Source organism: Paenibacillus sp. B2(2019) (assembly GCF_008370385.1).
Lineage (GTDB): Bacteria > Bacillota > Bacilli > Paenibacillales > Paenibacillaceae > Paenibacillus_AQ.
Window position 1 is genome coordinate 194,524 of record NZ_VTZR01000028.1, and the last position, 19,558, is coordinate 214,081.

Below are 19,558 nucleotides of genomic sequence, written 5' to 3' on the forward strand. Positions count from 1 at the left end.
GCAAACGAAACATTTTGCAAGAATGTTCACCCCTGGTGGACATTTTTCTATTCTCAGCCTCTTATTTTAGGCTTTACAGTAGACAGGTATGTTATAATACATTTTGAGCCGGGTGTTCCATGAATGACCGGTATTTTAGGTACAGAAATGGTGATTACGATGACAAAAGCAAAACAAGACACCCGTGTCGTCGTCGGCATGTCCGGAGGGGTCGATTCCTCCGTCACGGCGCTTCTGCTCAAGCAGCAGGGCTATGACGTCATCGGCATCTTCATGAAAAATTGGGACGATACCGACGAATTCGGAGTATGTACGGCCGAAAGCGATGCAGAGGATGTTCGCCGTGTATGCGAGCAGATTGATATTCCTTACTATACCGTTAATTTCGAGAAGGAATACTTCGACAAAGTATTTTCTTATTTCCTCGATGAATATAAGGCCGGCCGGACGCCGAATCCAGACGTCATGTGCAACCGAGAGATCAAGTTCGGAGAGTTCCTGAACAAAGCCCTTCAGCTTGGCGCCGATTATGTAGCGACTGGACATTATGCACGTGTTATAGAAGAAGATGGTGTGTACAAGCTACTCCGCGGTGTAGACAACAATAAAGACCAGACCTATTTCTTGAATGCGCTGGGACAGTATCAACTCTCTAAAGCAATGTTCCCAATTGGTCATCTTCCGAAACCGGAAGTTCGGAGAATTGCCGAAGAAGCCGGACTCTATACTGCCAAGAAAAAAGATAGCACAGGCGTTTGCTTCATCGGTGAGCGTAACTTCCGCGAATTCCTCAGCCAGTATCTTCCAGCACAATCGGGTGATATGGTAGATATAACAACTGGAGAAATCAAAGGCCGCCACGATGGACTTATGTACTATACATTGGGTCAACGCCAAGGCCTTGGCATTGGTGGCTCCGGTAACGGTGAACCTTGGTTTGTAGCCGAAAAAGACCTTAGCCGCAACATTCTTTATGTAGTTCAAGGAGACAAGCACCACAGCCTGTACTCCACTAGTCTGATTGCCTCCAGTGTAAACTGGATTAACGGGCAAGAGCTAGGTCTTGAGCCGCTAAAATGCACCGCCAAATTCCGCTATCGCCAGCCTGATCAGGGCGTGACCCTTACAGCACGGGAAGACGGAACGATAAACGTAGACTTTGATGTTCAACAAAAAGCGATAACACCTGGCCAAGCCGTTGTCTTCTATCTCGGTGAGCAATGTCTCGGTGGCGGAACGATAGAATATGCCGAGAAGGTTGTTCCTTCAGCGCAAGCTTAAGTGTATTCTATAACTTACAACATTAACTCTAATATACGAAAACACAAGAAATAGCTGTATTTTATACAGCTATTTCTTGTGTTCAGAATCCCTTTTCGATTTAGTTGTAGTATGTACAGTTAAAATCACCCGATAACCCTTATTAGTCTATATATCTGGAAAATAGATGTATGAAATGCAGTTATATTACCTTTGCAGCTCTAGAGTGAGTTTTTAGTTGTACAAAGTACAATTAGCCAGCTTCAAAGCGTAGAAATAGCCAAGAGAGCTACTCAAAAGGAAAGATAAAAAATGAAACAAGAAACGAAACACCAAACACAGTACACAAAAAACAGCAGCTCAGGAATCTCTTCATGAACTGCTGTTCTATATCCTACCATTTGCTTTAAACTAATTCCTGCTATTCCTACTTACTGAGCTACTGCAGCTTTATCTGCAGATACTGCGATGTCGTTATAGTAGAGCCCAGTGCCATCACCAATCGCATAATTCAGGACACGGTTGTTAACTGGAACTACTACTGCACGATAAAGTGTTGGGAATACTGGAATTTCGTTTACCATGAGCTGTTGCCACTCTTTATAGATCTCTTTACGTTTGTCTACATCAAACGCTGCCTCGGAAACCCCTTCGGCGAGCAAACGATCATTCTCTGCACTTGCATAACGAGGGAAGTTATAGATTGCATCTTTACCGTATAGACCTGATGGGTCGACGTCAATCCCTACACCCCAAGCGCCTTGATACACATCAACGGTAGGATCATCCTCACCATTTTGACCAATACGATCATAGAAGGTATTAAACTCTACCATTTCCAAAGTTACATTCAAGCCAATTGCTTTCCAGGATTGTACATAATATTGAGCCAGCGGTTCAGCAATGTCTCCACCAGTCATCGAAATAAAATTAATCTTCAGCTCGCTGCCATCTGGATTCGTTCTAAATTCACCATTAAGCTTATAACCTGCATCATCCAAAATTTTCTTGGCGGCTTCTTGATCGTAAGCTACGCCAGGATTAGTAGCATCATGGAATTCCGGATGGGAAGGTGGAATTAAAGTTGTCGCATTCCAGCGAAGACCATTATAGAATTTCTTACCCACTGTATCATTGTCTACAGCAGCCCACATGGCTTTACGCAGGTTCACATCCGCCATTTTAGCTTTAGGATCGGTAGCAACGACTTTTTTCTCTGCATCCCATTTCCCCAGCTTAAATCCAATATACGTATAAGCACGGTCAATCGCACCCAGGAATTCAACGTTTGACATCTTTGCATTATCCGGGAATTGATCAACAGGGAAGGAATCCACTAAATCAACTCCACCAGATTTCAACTCCTGCACAATCGTTGTAGGGTTGATAACCTTCAGAATTACCTTATCCAGTTTAGGAGCTCCACGCCAGTAATCTTCATTCTTAACAAATACTACAGACTCACCAGGAACGATGCTTTCCACTTTAAAAGCACCGAAGCCAATTGGCTTTTGACGAACTTCAGGGGAAGAGGAGATTTTGGCAACATCCATGCTACCAAAAATATGTTTGGCTAATGGATAAATCCATACGCTACCCGTTAGCAGGGAAGGTGTAGATTTCTTATAAGTAACTTGCAGCTTCTTATCACCCAGTACCTTAATTCCAGAAATGGTCTTGGCCTTACCGGAGTGGTACTCATCCATACCTTCAATATTCGTAAAGTCGGAACCGTAACGAGGACCATCATATTTCGGATTACCAATGACTTCATGTGCGAACAACCAGTCTTCGGCTGTTACTGGCTTGCCGTCCTGCCAGTTCACATTGTCGCGAATTGTAAAGGTAAAGGTACGTCCATCTTCTGCAACTTCATAAGTAGCCGCACCATCATTCGTATACACATAGTTTTTGTCCCATGTTAACAAGCCTTCATCAAACCAGTTCAACACTTGTGCATCCGGATCTCCGGAATAGAAGTTCCAGTTCAAAGTACCTTCAAAAGGACTATCGGAAACGAGTCCAAAAGTAATCGAGCCTCCATCAATAGCTTCACCTTGATTGGTCTTAACATTACTGAAATCTTTAATGTTATAAAGTCCGTCTTCTGCTTCTGGTGCTGCAGTTGCCTCTGCGGTTTCCGCAGGTGCGCTGGCACTAGGGGCTGCTGTTGACTCAGCCGCTCCGTTGTTATTCTTGGAGCCACAGGCTGCAAGAACAAACAACATTACAAACATTAATGAAACTAGTAGTGCCTTAGAACGGATGGGTTTTCTCATTTAATCATTTCCTCCCTTATTATCCTTTTCTTTGTCTTGCGTCGGTCGCACGTTTAAGCGCTTGACCCACATTATTTATACTCAACATCAATACCAGGATCAGCAGTGATGCGGGTAACCAGATCCACCATCTGAACTCAAGCGTTTGCGGATTTCTCGCATAGCTTACTAGAGTACCCAGACTGGGTGTACTTTCTGGGAAACCAAAACCTAGAAAGGATAGGCCGGATTCCAATCCAATATTAGCTGCCATATTCAAAGTCATCGTTACGATAATGATTGAGCTTAGGTTCGGCAGCACTTGCGAGAACATAATTTTAAGATTGGAGGAGCCTAGAGTCTTAGATGCCTGAACGTAATCCAGTTCCTTCTCTTGCAACGTCTTGGAACGAATTAACCTGGCAATCCCCATCCAAAGAAATGCAGTCATGATAAAGGAGAAGGTCAACGTATTGTATTTAGGAACTGCGCTTACGAATGCTATAACAATCATTAGAAAGGGTAGGATCATGAAGAAATCTACAACACGCATCGAAATATTATCTATCGTTCCCCCAAAGTATCCAGAGAACAAACCTACTAGAATACCGATGATTCCCGTAAAAAAAGTAACCATAAAAGCAATCGACATGGAATTTCGTGTGCCTATAATTAATTGACCAAATACATCCCGTCCTCCATAATCGGTCCCCAGCCAGTGTACAGCTGAAGGCTTCTCATACAGTGCGAACAAGTCAACCTTAACAATCTCTTTTTGATCTAAAAATAAGGAAATTCCATAAACGGCGGCAATAATCACAAATAGGAAAATCAGTGAGACCAAAGCCAGTTTATCCCGCATAATCTCTCGCCAAACAATTCTGAAGCCTGATGGACTTTTATCTGTTTCCTGCAGCAGAGCTAGCTCTGCGCTTGTCTTTGCCATTTCATTCACCTCAAAGTGTTCATCTTCTTATTTAATCCGGATACGCGGATCTACGATACTTAAGATAATGTCTGATAACAACGCACCCACGATGGCAGCAACCCCATACAGAAGAACTAGAGCCGTTACTACGCTGAAATCCCGGATCGTTATCGAACTGAGAAACAGCATACCCATACCCGGATAGCTAAAAATACTTTCAACGAACACCGTACCACCGATGAGCCCAGTAATCTCATATCCGAAAAATGCAGCAATCGGGAGTAAGGAATTTCTCAATATATGTCGATTGTAGACCCGTGACTCTGAAGCTCCTTTGGCTCTTGCCGTAAGGATAAAGTCCTTTTGTTTCGTATCAATAATCTCGTTCCGCAGGTATTGTACTGTCCCCACCGTTGCAATCAGCGCCATAGATAACGCGGGCAGTAGTAGATGGTAAAATTTACTCCAGAAGTGGCTGAGTGTACCCGGAACTTCTCCAGGACTAACACTACCGCTAGTAGGAAACCAATGAAGATGAAACCCGAAGATCCATACCATTAAGAGTGCGAAAATAAACAATGGAGCGGCAAAGCCAATATAGGTGTATCCAGTAATCAAGCGATCCAGCCATGAATCGTTATAACGACCACTAGTAATGCCAAGTGGAATAGCAATGAGGTATGTAAGAATCAGTGTGACAATCGCCAGCCATAGGGTATTCATGAGGCGTTGACCGATAAGCTCTGATACAGGCATTTTGAAACGGAAGGATTGACCAAAATCCCCTTGTATCGCTTTAGTGATCCAATCCCAGTACTGGATGTACCATGGATCATTTAAGCCTAGCTTTTCTCTCATCGCATCAATGGCCGCAGGATCAATATTTGGATCAAGCATCCCTGATAATGCATCTCCCGGCATCGCCTTCGCCATTAGAAAAACAAGAATACTTAATAGAAATATTTGAGGAATCATAATAAGAATTCTACGAACGATAATCTTCCACATATTCTCAACCTTTCTCAGGCAAGGCTACCAGATGAGTCTCGGAAATAGATTTCAATGGATAAGGCATGCCTTGTTCATCAAAATAATTCCGGTGCGCTTGTTCATATTCCAAACTTACTGATTTTCTAAACTCCGTCTGCTTCTCTCTTTGCTTAGGATCAATATCAGGAATGGCAGCAATTAGACGTTTGGTATAAATATGGCGAGGATTGTCAAAAATATCTTTAGCAGTCCCTTGCTCCACATGACGTCCTTTATACATAATCCCAATGTGATCACACATATGCCTAATGATTCCGAGATCATGACTGATGAACAGAAACGTAAGATTCAGTTCTTTTTGAATATCCTGCATAAAATTGAGCACCTGTGCCTGTACGGAAACATCCAGCGCAGAGACAGGTTCATCCGCAATAATCAACTTCGGTTTGAGCGCAATAGCTCTTGCAATACCAATCCGCTGCCGCTGACCGCCTGAGAATTCATGCGGATATTTAAGAATATTTTCAGGACTTAATCCAACCTGCAAAAGCAATTCCTGTACACGTCTTTTTTCTTCGCCCGGAGACATCTTTTCGAAATTACGTAAGGGTTCAGCAATAATATCCAGCACACGTTTCTTAGGATTCAAGGAAGAGTACGGATCCTGAAAGATCATCTGAATGTCCTTGCGAATATTTTTTTGCTTACGTACACCCTTTGAAGCCAAATCCTGTCCTTCAAAAATCACACTGCCGCTAGTGATAGAATTGAGTCCAATGATTCCACGACCAGTAGTCGTCTTACCTGATCCGGATTCACCAACCAAACCGTAAGTTTTGCCTGCTTCAATAGTAAAACTAACATTATCAACTGCCTTGACTACGCCAATTTCCCTTCGAAAAACGCCGCCGTGGATTGGAAAATGAACTGCTAAATTTTTAACCTCAAGAAGTCCCATTGTAGATTGCCTCCTCGTTAGTATCCGGGAAATGAAAGTTATTATGGCAGGTGCAGCGAACAAAATGCCCTGGGGCTACTTCATGCAGCTGCGGATTTTCCTCATGCTCCCATTCCGGAATCCAAGGTGTTCGGGCCGCGAAACGGCATCCTTTACGCGGAAGATTCTGTAATGGTGGGACAATTCCCTGAATCACATGAAGTCTAGACTTCTCTTCTTTAACGGTTGGAATGGAGTTCAACAAGGATCTTGTATACGGATGCTTTGGATTAGACGTTAACGTATAAATATCTGCGATTTCTACGATTTGCCCGGCGTACATTACCGCAACCCGGTCAGCCATTTCACTGACAACCCCTAGATCATGGGTAATTAAGATAATGCCTGCTTGCATATCGTTTTTTAATTTTTTTATAAGTTCAAGAATTTGCAATTGGATGGTTACATCTAGTGCCGTAGTCGGCTCATCGGCGATCAAAAGCTTGGGGCCGTTGGCAATCGCAATAGCAATCACAACCCTCTGCCTCATTCCACCAGATAATTCGTGGGGATACTGCTGATATGTATGTTCGGGACGGGAGATTCCAACCTTGGTCAAAAGATCAATGACCTTCTCTTTTCTTTGCTTCTTCGAAAGCTTGGAATCATGTAGGATGAGTACTTCTTCAATCTGTGAACCGATAATCATGAGTGGATTTAAAGCGGATAAAGGATCTTGAAAAATCATAGACATTTCTTGACCGCGCAGCTTGTTGAGTGCAGCAGGAGACATAGTAACGATATCCTGACCTTTGTATTTGATTTCTCCGTCTATTTTGGCCCTTGTGTGCAATCCCATAATTGAAAAGGCGAGCGCACTTTTTCCTGAGCCGGATTCTCCAACAATGGCAAGAATCTCATTTTTGCGAACGGACAGGGTAACATCGTCTACTGCAGCATAATAGTCATCTACGATTCTGAACGATGTGGACAAATTCTTAATTTCTAGTAATTCTTCGCTCAAATTAATCCCCCTAACGGCAAAAGTTTCAAAATTCACCCAATGAAATATAATGTAAATTTTGATATAACAGCATTCTTTTCATGAAACATTTCAAAACATTGACTGTTATGATTATTAACACCATTAAGAATAGTACAAGTACTTCCATCGGAATTAAAACTTGTTTCTCCGTAACTTTGTAGTTCATTTTAATTAACTTATGGTAAATTATCAATCTTTTCCTATAAAAAAAATTCGTTCATGTGATTAAAAGTAACGCAGACAACAAAAAAACGGCTCTAGGCCGCCTTTTTTTGGAATAAATATTTTTTCGTGTTACATTAAATTTATTTGCTTATTAGCATTAAAATGGAAGATACCACAGTCTCTAGGGGACTATTGTTCTCGTCGGAGTCGTTGGTTGTGACGGATTTTAATTTCATTTCCTTGCTCGGTCGCTTGATAAAAGACACGCTGAGAAATCTCCTTAGGCAGATACTCCTGTTTCACATAATGCCCCGGAAAATTATGCGGATATTGATACCCTTCATGCCCTAGTGCAGTAGCACCTTTATAGTGTGTATCACGTAAATGTAGCGGTACCTCAGCGGATTTAATCTCATCCATACTCGCCATTGCATTTGAAATAGCAGTATAGACGGCATTAGACTTCGGACTCTCCACCGCGAAAAGAATGGCTTGCGCAATGTTCAGCTTCGCTTCTGGCCAACCGTTATTTCTATAGGCTTCAAGCGCACTCACTGCTTGGACCATAGCCTGGGGATTAGCTAAGCCAATATCCTCACTGCTCGCTGCAATTAGTCGACGAATAAAAGTCATCGGGTCCATCCCCAATTTCTCTACCGCATATAGAAACCAGAACAAGGCGGCATCACTAGAACCTCGAATGCTTTTGTGAAAAGCAGATAAAACATCATACTGCGTCGATTCATCTGCCTTCACAATGGGGCGCCGAATCGACTCTTCCGCCACCTCCAGCGTGATATGCACACTCCCGTCTACCTCTGGAGCAGTAGTTAACGCTGCTAGTTCCAGAGCATTTAAAGCCCGCCTGATATCTCCATTAGCCATGGTAGCAATATGCAGTAATGCTTCTTCATCGACCTGAAGCTCCATGAATCCAAGCCCTCTATCCTTGTCTGCTAAAGCTCTGCGCATCGCGACCAGACTGTGTTCACTCGTTAGCGCCTCTAGCTGAAACAAGGTAGAACGGCTCATAAGTGCTCCGTTAACGTAATGGAACGGGTTCTCCGTAGTTGCGCCAATAAATGTAATGGTACCTTTTTCTACTGCTGGCAATAGCGCATCCTGACGTGAACTGTTAAACCGATGCACCTCGTCCAGAAAAAGAATCGTCTTAGAACCATAAAGTGTTTTATTATTTTGAGCTCGTTCAATGACCTCCCGCACATCCTTCACAGAAGCCTCGACCGCATTCAGGCGTACGAATTCACCTTGTGTGTGATGAGAAATGATATGAGCTAATGTTGTTTTGCCACATCCAGGAGGTCCATAGAGCAAAATTGAAGAGACCTGGTCTGCCTCGATCGCTCTTCTCAACAGCTTTCCCCGGCCTATGATATGTTCTTGACCAATATATTCATCCAGATTCTCCGGTCTCATTCGGTCCGCAAGCAACCGTCCGCCCCCGTTATCCTCTCCCATAGAAAATAAATCCATAACTCCACTTCCTTGCTATATTCTTATAAAAGCCAATGTACATCTCCCATTATCATACCATAGACTTATTTTTCACAAAAAAATAAAAAGAGCATGATCTCGTCTTAGAAAGGCGGGAGCCATGCTCTTTTTTCAAAATATACGAAAGTATAGGTTCCACGCTATACTTTATCCTTATTATTTCTCGCATAAACGCTTACCGTCCTTATAGGGACGCCAAAGGCGTTTATGCTTGAATTGTACGCTAGCAATTTATTGCCAGCCGCATTTTTGATATGATTTTCCGAATGCTCTCTTCCGACAGATGATACTTCTTCTGAAGCTCTGCTACGGAATCGCCTTTTCGATGACAACTGAAAATTTCCTCATTGCGGTTTGCTATCTCTTTCCTCGAGCCGCTGTTCTCGCCCCATCTAACCCGTTCTTCCGTTTTCTTCGGGATGTAGAGCAGTTCACCTTGGATGTATCCCTGAAGCTCTTTGAGCAAGCCAGGGGGGAGCACATCCTTCCCATTTACATAACTCAACTTGCATTTCCTCCTTCAACAGGTGTGTTCCTATGCGTCCGTCAACTACTGATAAAGTAATTTCCACGTCACCTGCCTCCTTTCTTCTCCTCATATTTGGAAAAATCCGTAATTTCATTATATAAAAACCTCTTGGTAGCGTCTACATTCTAATTCACATTTCGTAATCCTAATGGATAATCGGTACATATATCTCATGTTTTGAAATAAGGAGGCCTTACGGCCTCCTCGCTTTAAGCGGGTTTCCGTCTTAGACGGAAACCACCTCGTATACTGAAATCATCTCACTCAGCCTCCTTCCAGAAGTGTTCTTGCCCGGCCGGACACTTATTATTAAGCCATACCCGTAGGGGAGTTACAAGTTCAAAAACAGTTATAACTGTTCTCCACCAGTCTTAGTTCCCCTCAGAATCGCTTTCAGCCGCCGTTTGCACATAGGAAGGCATTTCCCCATTATGGAGTAACCACAGCTCGTGAAGCGCTCGTGTACAGCCTACATACATCAGCTTCGCATCCCATGCTGTTGCTCCGTAATGGTCTTGATCGGCATCTGCTAAGATGACCGCATCAAATTCCAAACCTTTAGATAAATACACAGGTAGTACCGATAATCCACCCTGATATTGCGTCATGCTACCGTCGATCAGATGAATATCTTCAAAATGCTGCTCCAGTTCAGCGTACAGCTCTGTGGCTTCACGTAGACTACGTGTCAGCACAGCCACCGTACGATATTCACTTCCAGACAGGGACTTCAGTGCCGATTGTATAGTGCTCAAACGAGCATTTCCTTCAGCTTCCCGTTCTCCCACTATTTCTCCGTAGGCGATCATCCGAACAGGGTCCCCACTACGAAAGACAGGAACAGCCAACAACGAACTTTCTACTCCAGAGGATAGAATTCCATTAGCGAAGTCTATAATTTCCATGGTTGAACGATAGCTGCGTGTCAGCGCATGGTAAGCCGTGTTCTCAGGGGCAAATAAGGTCTGCATCTCTTCCCATGCGTGTACGCCTTTATAAGCGTGTATACCCTGCGACAGATCGCCTAGAATGGTAAAGGAATGTCCACGCACGTATAAATCCAGCACAGCAATTTGGAAGGGGGAGAAATCCTGGGCTTCATCGATCACCACATGATCAAAACGAGCGCCGCCTTCGTTCCCATTCAAAAGATAATAAATATACAACAGCGGTGGTAAATCCTCTTCACGTATAATCCCTTTTTTCAGCTCTTTTGCCGTTTCCTTCAGCACAGCTGCTGGAATATTCTCAGGTGGATCCACCGGCCAATCTTCCGGGACTTTAGCCGCACGAAAGATTTGCTTGTAGATCGTCAGCGGATCATACTTAGGCCATTTTGCACTGTATGCTTTTTCTCGCGCAGCACCTTTTTTCTTGCGATCCTTCATAGCTGCAGCTGACGGACTCTTTTTCAGCTCCATCTCAATCCAGCGATGTATCCGTGCCATTACACGTTCCTTACGCTTCGCTGGCGGATAAGGAGCGTACTCCTCATTATGCCAGCGCAAGATCATGGAGCGGCGCAGTACAGCACCTTCCCATGGGATAAAATCACCCTCAGGTACCGAGCTGCTTTCCAATAGCTTGATGCTGGACTCTATTATTCCCATCAACACCGTAGAACCCTTGAAGCGTCCAGGTGTCTCTTCTGTAATCACAGGCATGCCGCCCGGAGTTTCGAACCAACGGTTCATCGTCTCCGTAGCATCTTGCTCTGGAAGCTCCAGACCTAGTACATTTGCAGCCCAATCCGGGAAAGTGCTCTGGGCAATATTTCCTACACCAAGTTCAGGCAGTACATCCGAAATATAATCCAGAAACATTCGGTTCGGTGCAAAAATAATCATTTTTTCTGCAGAGACCTGATCTTTGTATTGATACAGCAGAAAGGCTAACCGGTGTAGTGCAACTGTAGTTTTACCACTTCCCGCTACGCCCTGAATGATCAATGCTGTATTTTTGGCAGCACGGATAATCTTGTCCTGCTCCTCCTGAATGGTCGATACGATATCACGGAGACGATTATCTTTGTTCTCACCCAGGCGATAGACGAGAAACTCATCTGACACCACAGGTGCGTCACTCTCCCGGTTGTACGTATCTGCGACCCGCTCCAGAATCTGCTTCCGGATCACCACGTTGCGCTTGAGGTATACCAGTCCTTCTATCAGCCCCTCAGGAGCTTCATAGGAGGCAGGCTCCGTACCACCGGTAAACGAATAGAACAGGCTTGCTACCGGTGCGCGCCAGTCGATGACTAGCGGACGGTCGCTTACCTGCTCGCGGTCTACGCCGATTTTGCCTATATAGAGTGCCTTCCGCTGCTTCTCATCATTGCCCTGAAAATCAAGCCGTCCGAAATAAGGCTCCTGCCGAAGCTTGGCAAGATCTTTGCGCTTCTGATCACGGTTCGCTTCTAACACCTGTTCCGTATAATCATGTCCCGTGTACACCGGAGTCTGGTTAAGTTTCTCCAGTAAGGTGTCAATCTCAGTAAGCGCTTGATTCAGCCTGTCTTCTTCCTCTTGATAGGCACTTTGAAAGTTGTCTTCCAATTTCAGTTACCTCCTAAAAGTTTATCGAGCTTAAATTTTCATTCTCCTCATTCCCTCTTCTCACGCAAAAAGGATACCCATTGTAGCATAATCAGCACTAAAATACCAAATCTTTCAAGCGATCATACGACTACAGCACAGCTTGCAAAATAAAGTTAGCTACAAATAAGCCCGCAATCCCATACAGCGCAGGAGGTACTTCCTTGCCCTTGCCCACCGCAAGCTTCACGATCGGATAAGTAATAAATCCAAAAGCCATACCATCTACGATGCTATAGGTGAATGGAATCATGACCATGATTAGGAAAGAAGGAAAGAGCTCTGTTAAATCTCCCAAGTCCATTTCACGCACATTCTGTACCATAAGCCCACCGATTACAATCAAGATCGGAGCGATAGCACTATCTGGAATGTAGGAGAGCAGAGGGAGGAACAGGAATGTCGCCCCGAACAGCAGCCCTGCCACGAGTGAGGTCAGTCCCGAACGTCCACCTGCAGCAATACCTGCATTAGATTCCGCAGCGGCTACTACAGGACTGCTTCCGAAGAGACCTGCAGCGATATTGGCAATAGAGAGTGCTCGTAAGCTACTCTTGAAGCGCTCAGGACGCCCTGCCATCATAGTCTGTGAGGCAACTAGCCCAATATTTTCAAATACAACAATTAAGAGCAGTAAGAAAACAGCAATCCAGAACACAAGGCTCACTATGCCGCTCCAGTCCATTCCCAGAAATAAGCTTTCATAACCCGTAAATACATGACCGGATGCCTGCTTCTCAGGCGCGTGAGCCGCTCCCAGCAAGTAGGCTAGACCTGTACCAACCAGCATACTTATAAGCAAACCACCGTTGGTCCCGCGGATAAACAGTACTAAAGCGAGTAACAAGGTTACACAGGAAGTGATAACTGCTGGATCGCTAAAATGTCCTATAGCAACAAACGTGGTCTGATGTGCAATCACAATCCCGCTTTTTTGCAGTCCTATAAAGGTCAGAAAAAGCCCTATCCCGACTGTAATGGCATGCTGTAGGTTTTGAGGAATCGCCTCACTTAGAATACGATAGAGCGATGTGAAGGCCACGATAGCGAATAACACACCGGTTATTACGACTACAGTAAGCGCCTCTCTCCAACCTAAATTCATAGAATGTACAAGTGTGTATGTGAAAAATGCGTTTATCCCCATCCCTGGTACCACGATGATCGGTGTCTTCCCACCGAAGGCCATCAGTAGACAGCCTGTAATGGCAGTCAATAGTGTAGCCACCATTGCTGGTCTAAGCGGCATACCCGCGTCATGAAGAATGGTCGCATTCACCATCACAATGTATACCGAAGCAAAATACGAGAGGATCCCTGCAGCCCACTCCCGTTTCCAGTCATTCTCAGGTGCAAGCCCTACACTATTTCGCCAAAAATTTGATTTCATGTACAAAAACCTCCACTGATATTAAGTTCCGCAGGCAGATATTTAACCGGATTATAAGGCTTATAATCAGCGGCTCATCCCGGTTTAGCTATTATGCCTATTTGTGGCCTACATCTTGCAGACCCGCCTGTTAACCACAACAAAAGGGCGTACGCAACTGGATTTCAGCTGGTCGCCCTTTTGGTCCATTTTACTACTACTATCGCTATAATTGAAACAGCTTCAGCTCAGCGATTTACTTACACGCTGACGCCTCCAGCCTCAAGCAAATCACGCACGGCAACACTGACCATGATCAGGCCTGCTACCGGCGGAACGAAAGCGTTACTAGCTGGTGGTTGTTTCGCTTTACGTCGATCCGGCGCATTCTCCGGAACGATCTTATCTGTAACATCCTGACGTGGCTTCATTGGCGGCTCTGTAGAGAAAACCACCTTCACGCCTTTCTTAATCCCTTCCTTACGCAGCTTCTGACGAATGACACGAGCAATAGGATCATAAGTTGTCTTGGAAATGTCCGCTACCTGGAATCGTGTAGGATCCATTTTGTTGGCAGCGCCCATACTTGAGATCATCGGAATTCCACGGGACAGACATTCTTTGATTATGTGAACCTTATAAATAATCGTATCCGAAGCATCAAGTACATAATCAGGTTTTAATTTGAACAATTCCTCATAGGTTTCTTCCGTATAGAACATATTAAGCGCAATCGCTTCGCATTCCGGATTGATCAGCTTCACACGGTCTACCATGAGTTCAGCCTTCTTCTGCCCAACCGTAGTTGTGAGTGCATGAATCTGGCGGTTTACATTGGTGATGTCTACGGTATCCTTATCTATCAGAATAAGTCTGCCGATGCCGGTACGTGCCAAAGCCTCAACTGCTATACCGCCAACACCGCCGATGCCAAGCACCGCTACCGTGCTGTTCTTCATAATTTCCAGACCTTCCGGCCCGATCGCCAGTTCCGTGCGTGAGAACTGATGTAGCATGAGGTACACCCTCCTTCAAAAGCTTTGGCGAAGCAGAAATCCGCCTCGCCCGCTTTGTTATAGTTTATTCTTTTTCTTTCTTCGGTTTAAGAGCCAGCTTAATGTGCAGCTGCTCCAATTGTGAACCGTCTACTGGTGAAGGTGCATCCATGAGTAGGTCTGTTGCACTTGCTGTTTTCGGGAATGCGATAGTTTCACGCAGATTTGTACGACCGGACAGCAACATTATTAGACGGTCTAAACCGAAAGCAATACCGCCGTGTGGAGGTGTACCATATTCGAACGCATCCATCAGGTAGCCGAACTTCTCGTAAGCAACCTCTTTCGTAAATCCAAGGGCTTCGAACATTTTCTCCTGTACTTCGCGTTTGTAAATCCGCATGGAGCCCCCGCCTACTTCATAACCGTTCAGAACGATGTCATAAGCTTGTGCACGGATCGCACCTGGATCTGTGTCAAATAGATGCAGATCCTCTTCACGTGGACGAGTGAACGGATGGTGTTCTGCTACATAACGTTTCTGATCTTCGTCATAGCCAAGGAGTGGGAAGTCTGTAACCCAAGCGAACTTGAACACGTTATCGTCAATCAGACCGAGCTGACGTCCAATTTTAACACGAAGGGCGCCTAGAACGTCTGCTACAACCTTTTTATTATCAGCGGAGAAGAGGAGAAGGTCGCCTTCTTCAGCGCCTGTACGTTCCTTCACAGCCGCAATTTCTTCTTCGGAGAAGAATTTCACAATCGGCCCTTTGAATTCGCCGTCTTTCACTTGAATCCATGCCAAGCCTTTCGCGCCATAGCGAGCAGCATAAGGTCCGAGATCATCGATTTCTTTACGAGTCCAAGTGCCACAGCCTTTAGCATTTAGACATTTCACTTCGCCGCCTTTTTCGATTACAGAAGCGAATACCTTAACTCCACTAGTAGCAACAATATCGTTCATTTCTACAAGCTCTAATCCAAAACGCAGATCAGGTTTGTCAGAACCGTATTTGCCCATAGCATCAGCATAAGTCAACCGTTGGAACGGAAGCTCAATATCTGCTCCTACAGTTTCCTTGAACAGACGCTGCATCAGCTTCTCCATCATACCAAGCAATTCATCTTGTGACAGGAATGAAGTCTCAATGTCGACTTGAGTGAATTCAGGCTGACGGTCAGCACGCAAATCTTCATCACGGAAACAACGAGCAATTTGGTAATAACGCTCAACGCCGCCGACCATCAACAATTGCTTGTAGATTTGTGGAGATTGCGGCAATGCGAAGAATTCGCCTTCATGCACACGGCTTGGTACCAGATAATCACGCGCGCCTTCCGGTGAGCTCTTAGTTAGGATCGGTGTTTCTACGTCGATGAATCCTTCACTGTCAAGGAAATCACGGAAAATCTTAGAAGCTTTCGAGCGAAGCAGCAAGGTTCTTTGCATCTCCGGACGACGAAGGTCCAAATAGCGATATTTGAGACGCAGAGACTCGTCTACTTCCACACCATCCTCGATGAAGAACGGAGGTGTCTTAGCTGCGTTCAGCACTTCAATATCCGTAATTTGCACTTCAATTTCACCTGTTGGCAGGTTGCGGTTAATGGTTTCCTCATCACGTTTAACGACTTTACCTTTAACAGCCAGGACGTATTCACTACGAACCTTATCAGCAATTTGTAAGGCTTCGCCAGAGTAGTCTGGGTTAAATACAACTTGCACAATACCGCTTCTGTCACGCAGATCAATAAATAGTACGCCCCCAAGGTCACGGCGAGTCTGCACCCATCCGTTCAAGGTTACCGTCTGTCCAATATGTTCTGGTGTTAATTGTCCACACTGATGACTTCTTTGCATAATTTATCATTCCCCTTCATGGTTAAAAATACATTTTTAATCTTTCTCTATACAGTCACCATAAGACGTTAGTCAGATGGTCTAAACCAGTGCCTGACCCAGCTCATCCAGCTTCACGGTGCGCTGCTCCCCTGTATTCATCGACTTCACGGTAATTACACCATTCTTCAGCTCATCTTCGCCAAGAATCGCAGTATAACGTGCCGACATACGGTCTGCGGATTTCATCTGTGCCTTCATTTTCCGGCCCAGGTAGTCACGTTCTGCTGAGAACCCTTGGCTGCGCAGAATATATAGCTGCTTAGAGATTTCGATATCAGCTGCTTCACCGAGAGCTACGAAGTACACATCCAGTGGCTTCGCCGTCTCCAGCTCTACCTTCTGATCCTCCAAAATGAGGAGAATTCGTTCAAGTCCAATCCCAAAGCCAATACCCGGTTGATCCGGTCCACCAATTTCTTCAACCAAACCGTTGTAACGGCCTCCGCCGCCCACGGTATCAATCGTACCAATACCTGCTGCTTTATATTCAAACGCTGTATGCGTGTAATAATCCAGTCCTCTTACAAGGCGAGGGTTAATGGTGAATTCCACACCCATGATATCAAGGTGCATCTTCACCTTTTCAAAATGAGTCGTGCACTCTTCGTCCAGACTATCCAAAATGGAAGGCGCATCTGTAAATTTATCTTGATCTACCTTACAATCCAGCACGCGAAGCGGATTACGCTCAATACGACGCTGACAGTCACTGCAAAGGGTATCCTTCATTGGTCTTAAGAAGCCCAATAGCTTCTCCCGATAAGCTGCACGGCTAGGTGCGTTACCGACAGAATTGATTTCCACTCTTACATCCTTAAGGCCAAGATCCTTATAGAATTGATAGCCTAAGGAGACTACTTCCGCATCAATAGCCGGATCCACAGCTCCAAAAGCCTCAATACCAAACTGATGGAATTGACGATATCTACCTGCCTGTGGACGCTCATAACGGAACATAGGTCCGATATAATACAGCTTACTTACATCAGGTTCACCGTAAAGCTTGTTCTGAACATAAGCTCTAACGACACCAGCCGTTCCTTCTGGACGCAGCGCCAGATCACGATCGCCTTTATCCTTGAACGTGTACATCTCGCCTTCTACAATATCCGTTGTTTCGCCTACTCCACGCTCGAATAACCCCGTATGCTCGAACATCGGTGTACGGATTTCACGGTAATTGAAACGACGGCATAAATCTCTAGCCTTCCCCTCAATATACTGCCATTTCTCCACAGCTCCCGGAAGCACATCCTGCGTTCCTGTAGGTTTCTCGAATCTTTCTTTAGCCACAGTCTATCCCTCCTAAAAAATACCCCTCTAAATCTGCTCTCTTCATCACTTCATCATGCTAAACAAAACAAAAAATCCCCCGCCCTGTTTATAAAAAACAGGGACGAGGGATTATCATAACCAATAATACACCCGTGGTACCACCCACATTCCGGATCAGAACCATTCTGAATCCGCTCAAAGCGGTTAACGCCCGCCTACGCATAACGGCTACTGATAGCGGCAATATGCATTGCCCACTTTCGCCGTACGTTCTCGGGGAGGTCATTCATTCGCTCATCAACAGAATCCTTGCAGCCAAGCAGAAACGATAGATCATCCATTGTACTGGATATCATCTGAATCTACAGGGGATTCCTCTCTGGAGTTGTGGGTCCTCGAATTACTTGTTCCCGTCATCAAAACCATATGATAAAATCGTATATTTTTAAATTCTACTGAACTACTGCGCTAAAGTCAAGGCAGGAAATGCGAAGATGAATAAAAAATTCGACAACTTTCAACTTTTGACCTTTAACTTCAACCGTTACAAAAAAAATGACCTGCAGCCAAATGCTGCAGGTCCATCATCATATATTATTAAAAAGGGGGTCATGCCTTTATTATAAACACGCTATATTAAGGAAACATGTATGTAATATTACGATTATATTACATTCATGAAAGCGGTTTATTTTAATAGATTGTTGTTAATCGAATTGCTCTACAAATGCTCCTTTGCCCCGAAGGGTTTCCACAACCTCATTATAATTCTCTTCTGCGACACTTAGGTCCATCACATAACGAAGTTCACTTAAATCCCCATCCTCGAGCTCTCCATCTGCTACATCCGCACTAACCTGGTCTTCATCCACGCTATAATGGGTCTCAGGCTCATCACGCGTTTCGGAGGCGGCAACACCAGGGGCCAACATAGCTCCAGCTGCCGGAGTGCTACCCGTTCCAAGTGTCCCTACTGTACCTGCGGCTAACGTCGTATTACTAAACGGGGCTATCGGAAACAGAATTCTGCGATCTTCCCCAATGGGGTCCGTGAGTGGCCATACCTCCAAGCCATCTACCTTGTAACTAATCAATGCTATTTTAGCACCTTCTGCTTCATTTTCCGTTCTAAAATATGCTTGGATTTTTCTGGTCATTACCATTACCTCCTTTAGATTATAAGACTCAGTGTTATAAATTGCTATTGCAGGACCTTCAATATTTCACGAACGAAGGCAGGCTCATCTTTCGGGGTACGCGAAGTAATGTAATTACGATCAACTACCACTTCTTCATCTTTAAACTCCGCACCAGCGTTCACAACATCATCTTTCAACGGAGGATAACAGGTGATGGTACGTCCTTTAAGCAAGTCTGCACTGATCAGAATTTGGGGTCCGTGGCAAATAGAAGCGATAGGCTTACCAGCTTCGTTTGCTTCTTTCACAAACTTCAAAATATCTGCATTTTGCCGTAAATTTTCTGGGGAAGAACCTCCAGGAATTACTATCGCGTCATAATTACCTGCTTGAACGTCAGCTATGGCTTTATCGACTGCGTAGGAGACTTCCTTCTTTTTGCCTAGTAAGGTCTCACCCTTCTTTAAACCAATAATGTCAGCTTGATGTCCTGCCTTTATAACTTCATCATAAGGGACCTTCATCTCAGAATCTTCAAAATCATTAGCTAGTAAAAATGCAACATTACTCATGTGATAAGTTCTCCTCTCTGCTTGTGCAAATGAATAGGTACTTATTGATCTTTCTTGTCGTCTATTACCCTTATCACAATG

General features: G+C 44.6%; 16 protein-coding genes. 1 reads left to right on the forward strand and 15 read right to left on the reverse strand.

The annotated features are described in order from the left end of the window. Positions 1–159 precede the first annotated feature (159 nt). Positions 160–1,281, forward strand: coding sequence for a tRNA 2-thiouridine(34) synthase MnmA (mnmA, locus tag PAENI_RS29130; protein ID WP_149647683.1), 1,122 nt, complete (start codon positions 160–162; stop codon positions 1,279–1,281). A 410-nt stretch (positions 1,282–1,691) separates the two neighbouring features. On the opposite strand, the gene PAENI_RS29135 is transcribed toward mnmA, so the two are convergent. The 15 genes from PAENI_RS29135 to PAENI_RS29200 form a co-directional block, all read right to left on the reverse strand. After that, a complete protein-coding gene (locus tag PAENI_RS29135) occupies positions 1,692–3,539 on the reverse strand; it encodes an oligopeptide ABC transporter substrate-binding protein (protein WP_149647650.1) in 1,848 nt (615 codons plus the stop codon). Between the two features lie 19 nt (positions 3,540–3,558). Continuing rightward, positions 3,559–4,464, reverse strand: coding sequence for an ABC transporter permease (locus PAENI_RS29140; protein ID WP_149647651.1), 906 nt, complete (start codon positions 4,462–4,464; stop codon positions 3,559–3,561). Positions 4,465–4,491: 27 nt separating this feature from the next. Continuing rightward, the gene (gene opp4B, locus PAENI_RS29145; protein ID WP_149647652.1) at positions 4,492–5,454 is read right to left on the reverse strand and encodes an oligopeptide ABC transporter permease; all 963 of its coding nucleotides are present in this window, start codon (positions 5,452–5,454) and stop codon (positions 4,492–4,494) included. A 4-nt stretch (positions 5,455–5,458) separates the two neighbouring features. Then, positions 5,459–6,394, reverse strand: a complete 936-nt coding sequence (locus tag PAENI_RS29150) for an ABC transporter ATP-binding protein (protein ID WP_076284832.1) — start codon at positions 6,392–6,394, stop codon at positions 5,459–5,461. Continuing rightward, complete coding sequence (locus tag PAENI_RS29155; protein ID WP_076284833.1) at positions 6,381–7,397, reverse strand: ABC transporter ATP-binding protein; 1,017 nt, start codon at positions 7,395–7,397, stop codon at positions 6,381–6,383. The genes PAENI_RS29150 and PAENI_RS29155 overlap by 14 nt, the downstream gene beginning before the upstream one ends. A gap of 375 nt (positions 7,398–7,772) precedes the next feature. Then, entirely contained in the window at positions 7,773–9,077 is a 1,305-nt protein-coding gene (locus PAENI_RS29160) for a replication-associated recombination protein A (protein WP_149647653.1), read from the reverse strand. Positions 9,078–9,321: 244 nt separating this feature from the next. Then, positions 9,322–9,603 (reverse strand): CD3324 family protein, encoded by a 282-nt coding sequence (locus tag PAENI_RS29165; protein WP_042191081.1) that lies wholly within the window; start codon positions 9,601–9,603, stop codon positions 9,322–9,324. A 395-nt stretch (positions 9,604–9,998) separates the two neighbouring features. Next, on the reverse strand, positions 9,999–12,182 hold the full coding sequence (locus PAENI_RS29170) for a HelD family protein (RefSeq protein ID WP_149647654.1): 2,184 nt from the start codon (positions 12,180–12,182) through the stop codon (positions 9,999–10,001). Positions 12,183–12,312: 130 nt separating this feature from the next. After that, a complete protein-coding gene (locus PAENI_RS29175) occupies positions 12,313–13,611 on the reverse strand; it encodes an NCS2 family permease (RefSeq protein ID WP_042191085.1) in 1,299 nt (432 codons plus the stop codon). Positions 13,612–13,850: 239 nt separating this feature from the next. Continuing rightward, a complete protein-coding gene (locus PAENI_RS29180; RefSeq protein ID WP_042191088.1) occupies positions 13,851–14,606 on the reverse strand; it encodes a tRNA threonylcarbamoyladenosine dehydratase in 756 nt (251 codons plus the stop codon). Positions 14,607–14,670: 64 nt separating this feature from the next. Then, positions 14,671–16,449, reverse strand: coding sequence for an aspartate--tRNA ligase (aspS, locus tag PAENI_RS29185; protein ID WP_149647655.1), 1,779 nt, complete (start codon positions 16,447–16,449; stop codon positions 14,671–14,673). Positions 16,450–16,530: 81 nt separating this feature from the next. After that, positions 16,531–17,784 carry a histidine--tRNA ligase gene (gene hisS / locus PAENI_RS29190; protein WP_149647656.1) on the reverse strand — a complete coding sequence of 418 codons (1,254 nt, stop codon included), beginning with the start codon at positions 17,782–17,784 and terminating at the stop codon, positions 16,531–16,533. Positions 17,785–17,981: 197 nt separating this feature from the next. Then, positions 17,982–18,107: a hypothetical protein gene (locus PAENI_RS32815; protein ID WP_256990000.1), complete on the reverse strand. Its 126-nt coding sequence runs from the start codon at positions 18,105–18,107 to the stop codon at positions 17,982–17,984. A 366-nt stretch (positions 18,108–18,473) separates the two neighbouring features. Beyond that, entirely contained in the window at positions 18,474–18,923 is a 450-nt protein-coding gene (locus tag PAENI_RS29195) for a hypothetical protein (RefSeq protein WP_042191093.1), read from the reverse strand. A 44-nt stretch (positions 18,924–18,967) separates the two neighbouring features. Then, the gene (locus tag PAENI_RS29200; RefSeq protein ID WP_149647657.1) at positions 18,968–19,477 is read right to left on the reverse strand and encodes a type 1 glutamine amidotransferase domain-containing protein; all 510 of its coding nucleotides are present in this window, start codon (positions 19,475–19,477) and stop codon (positions 18,968–18,970) included. Between the last annotated feature and the right edge of the window lie 81 nt (positions 19,478–19,558).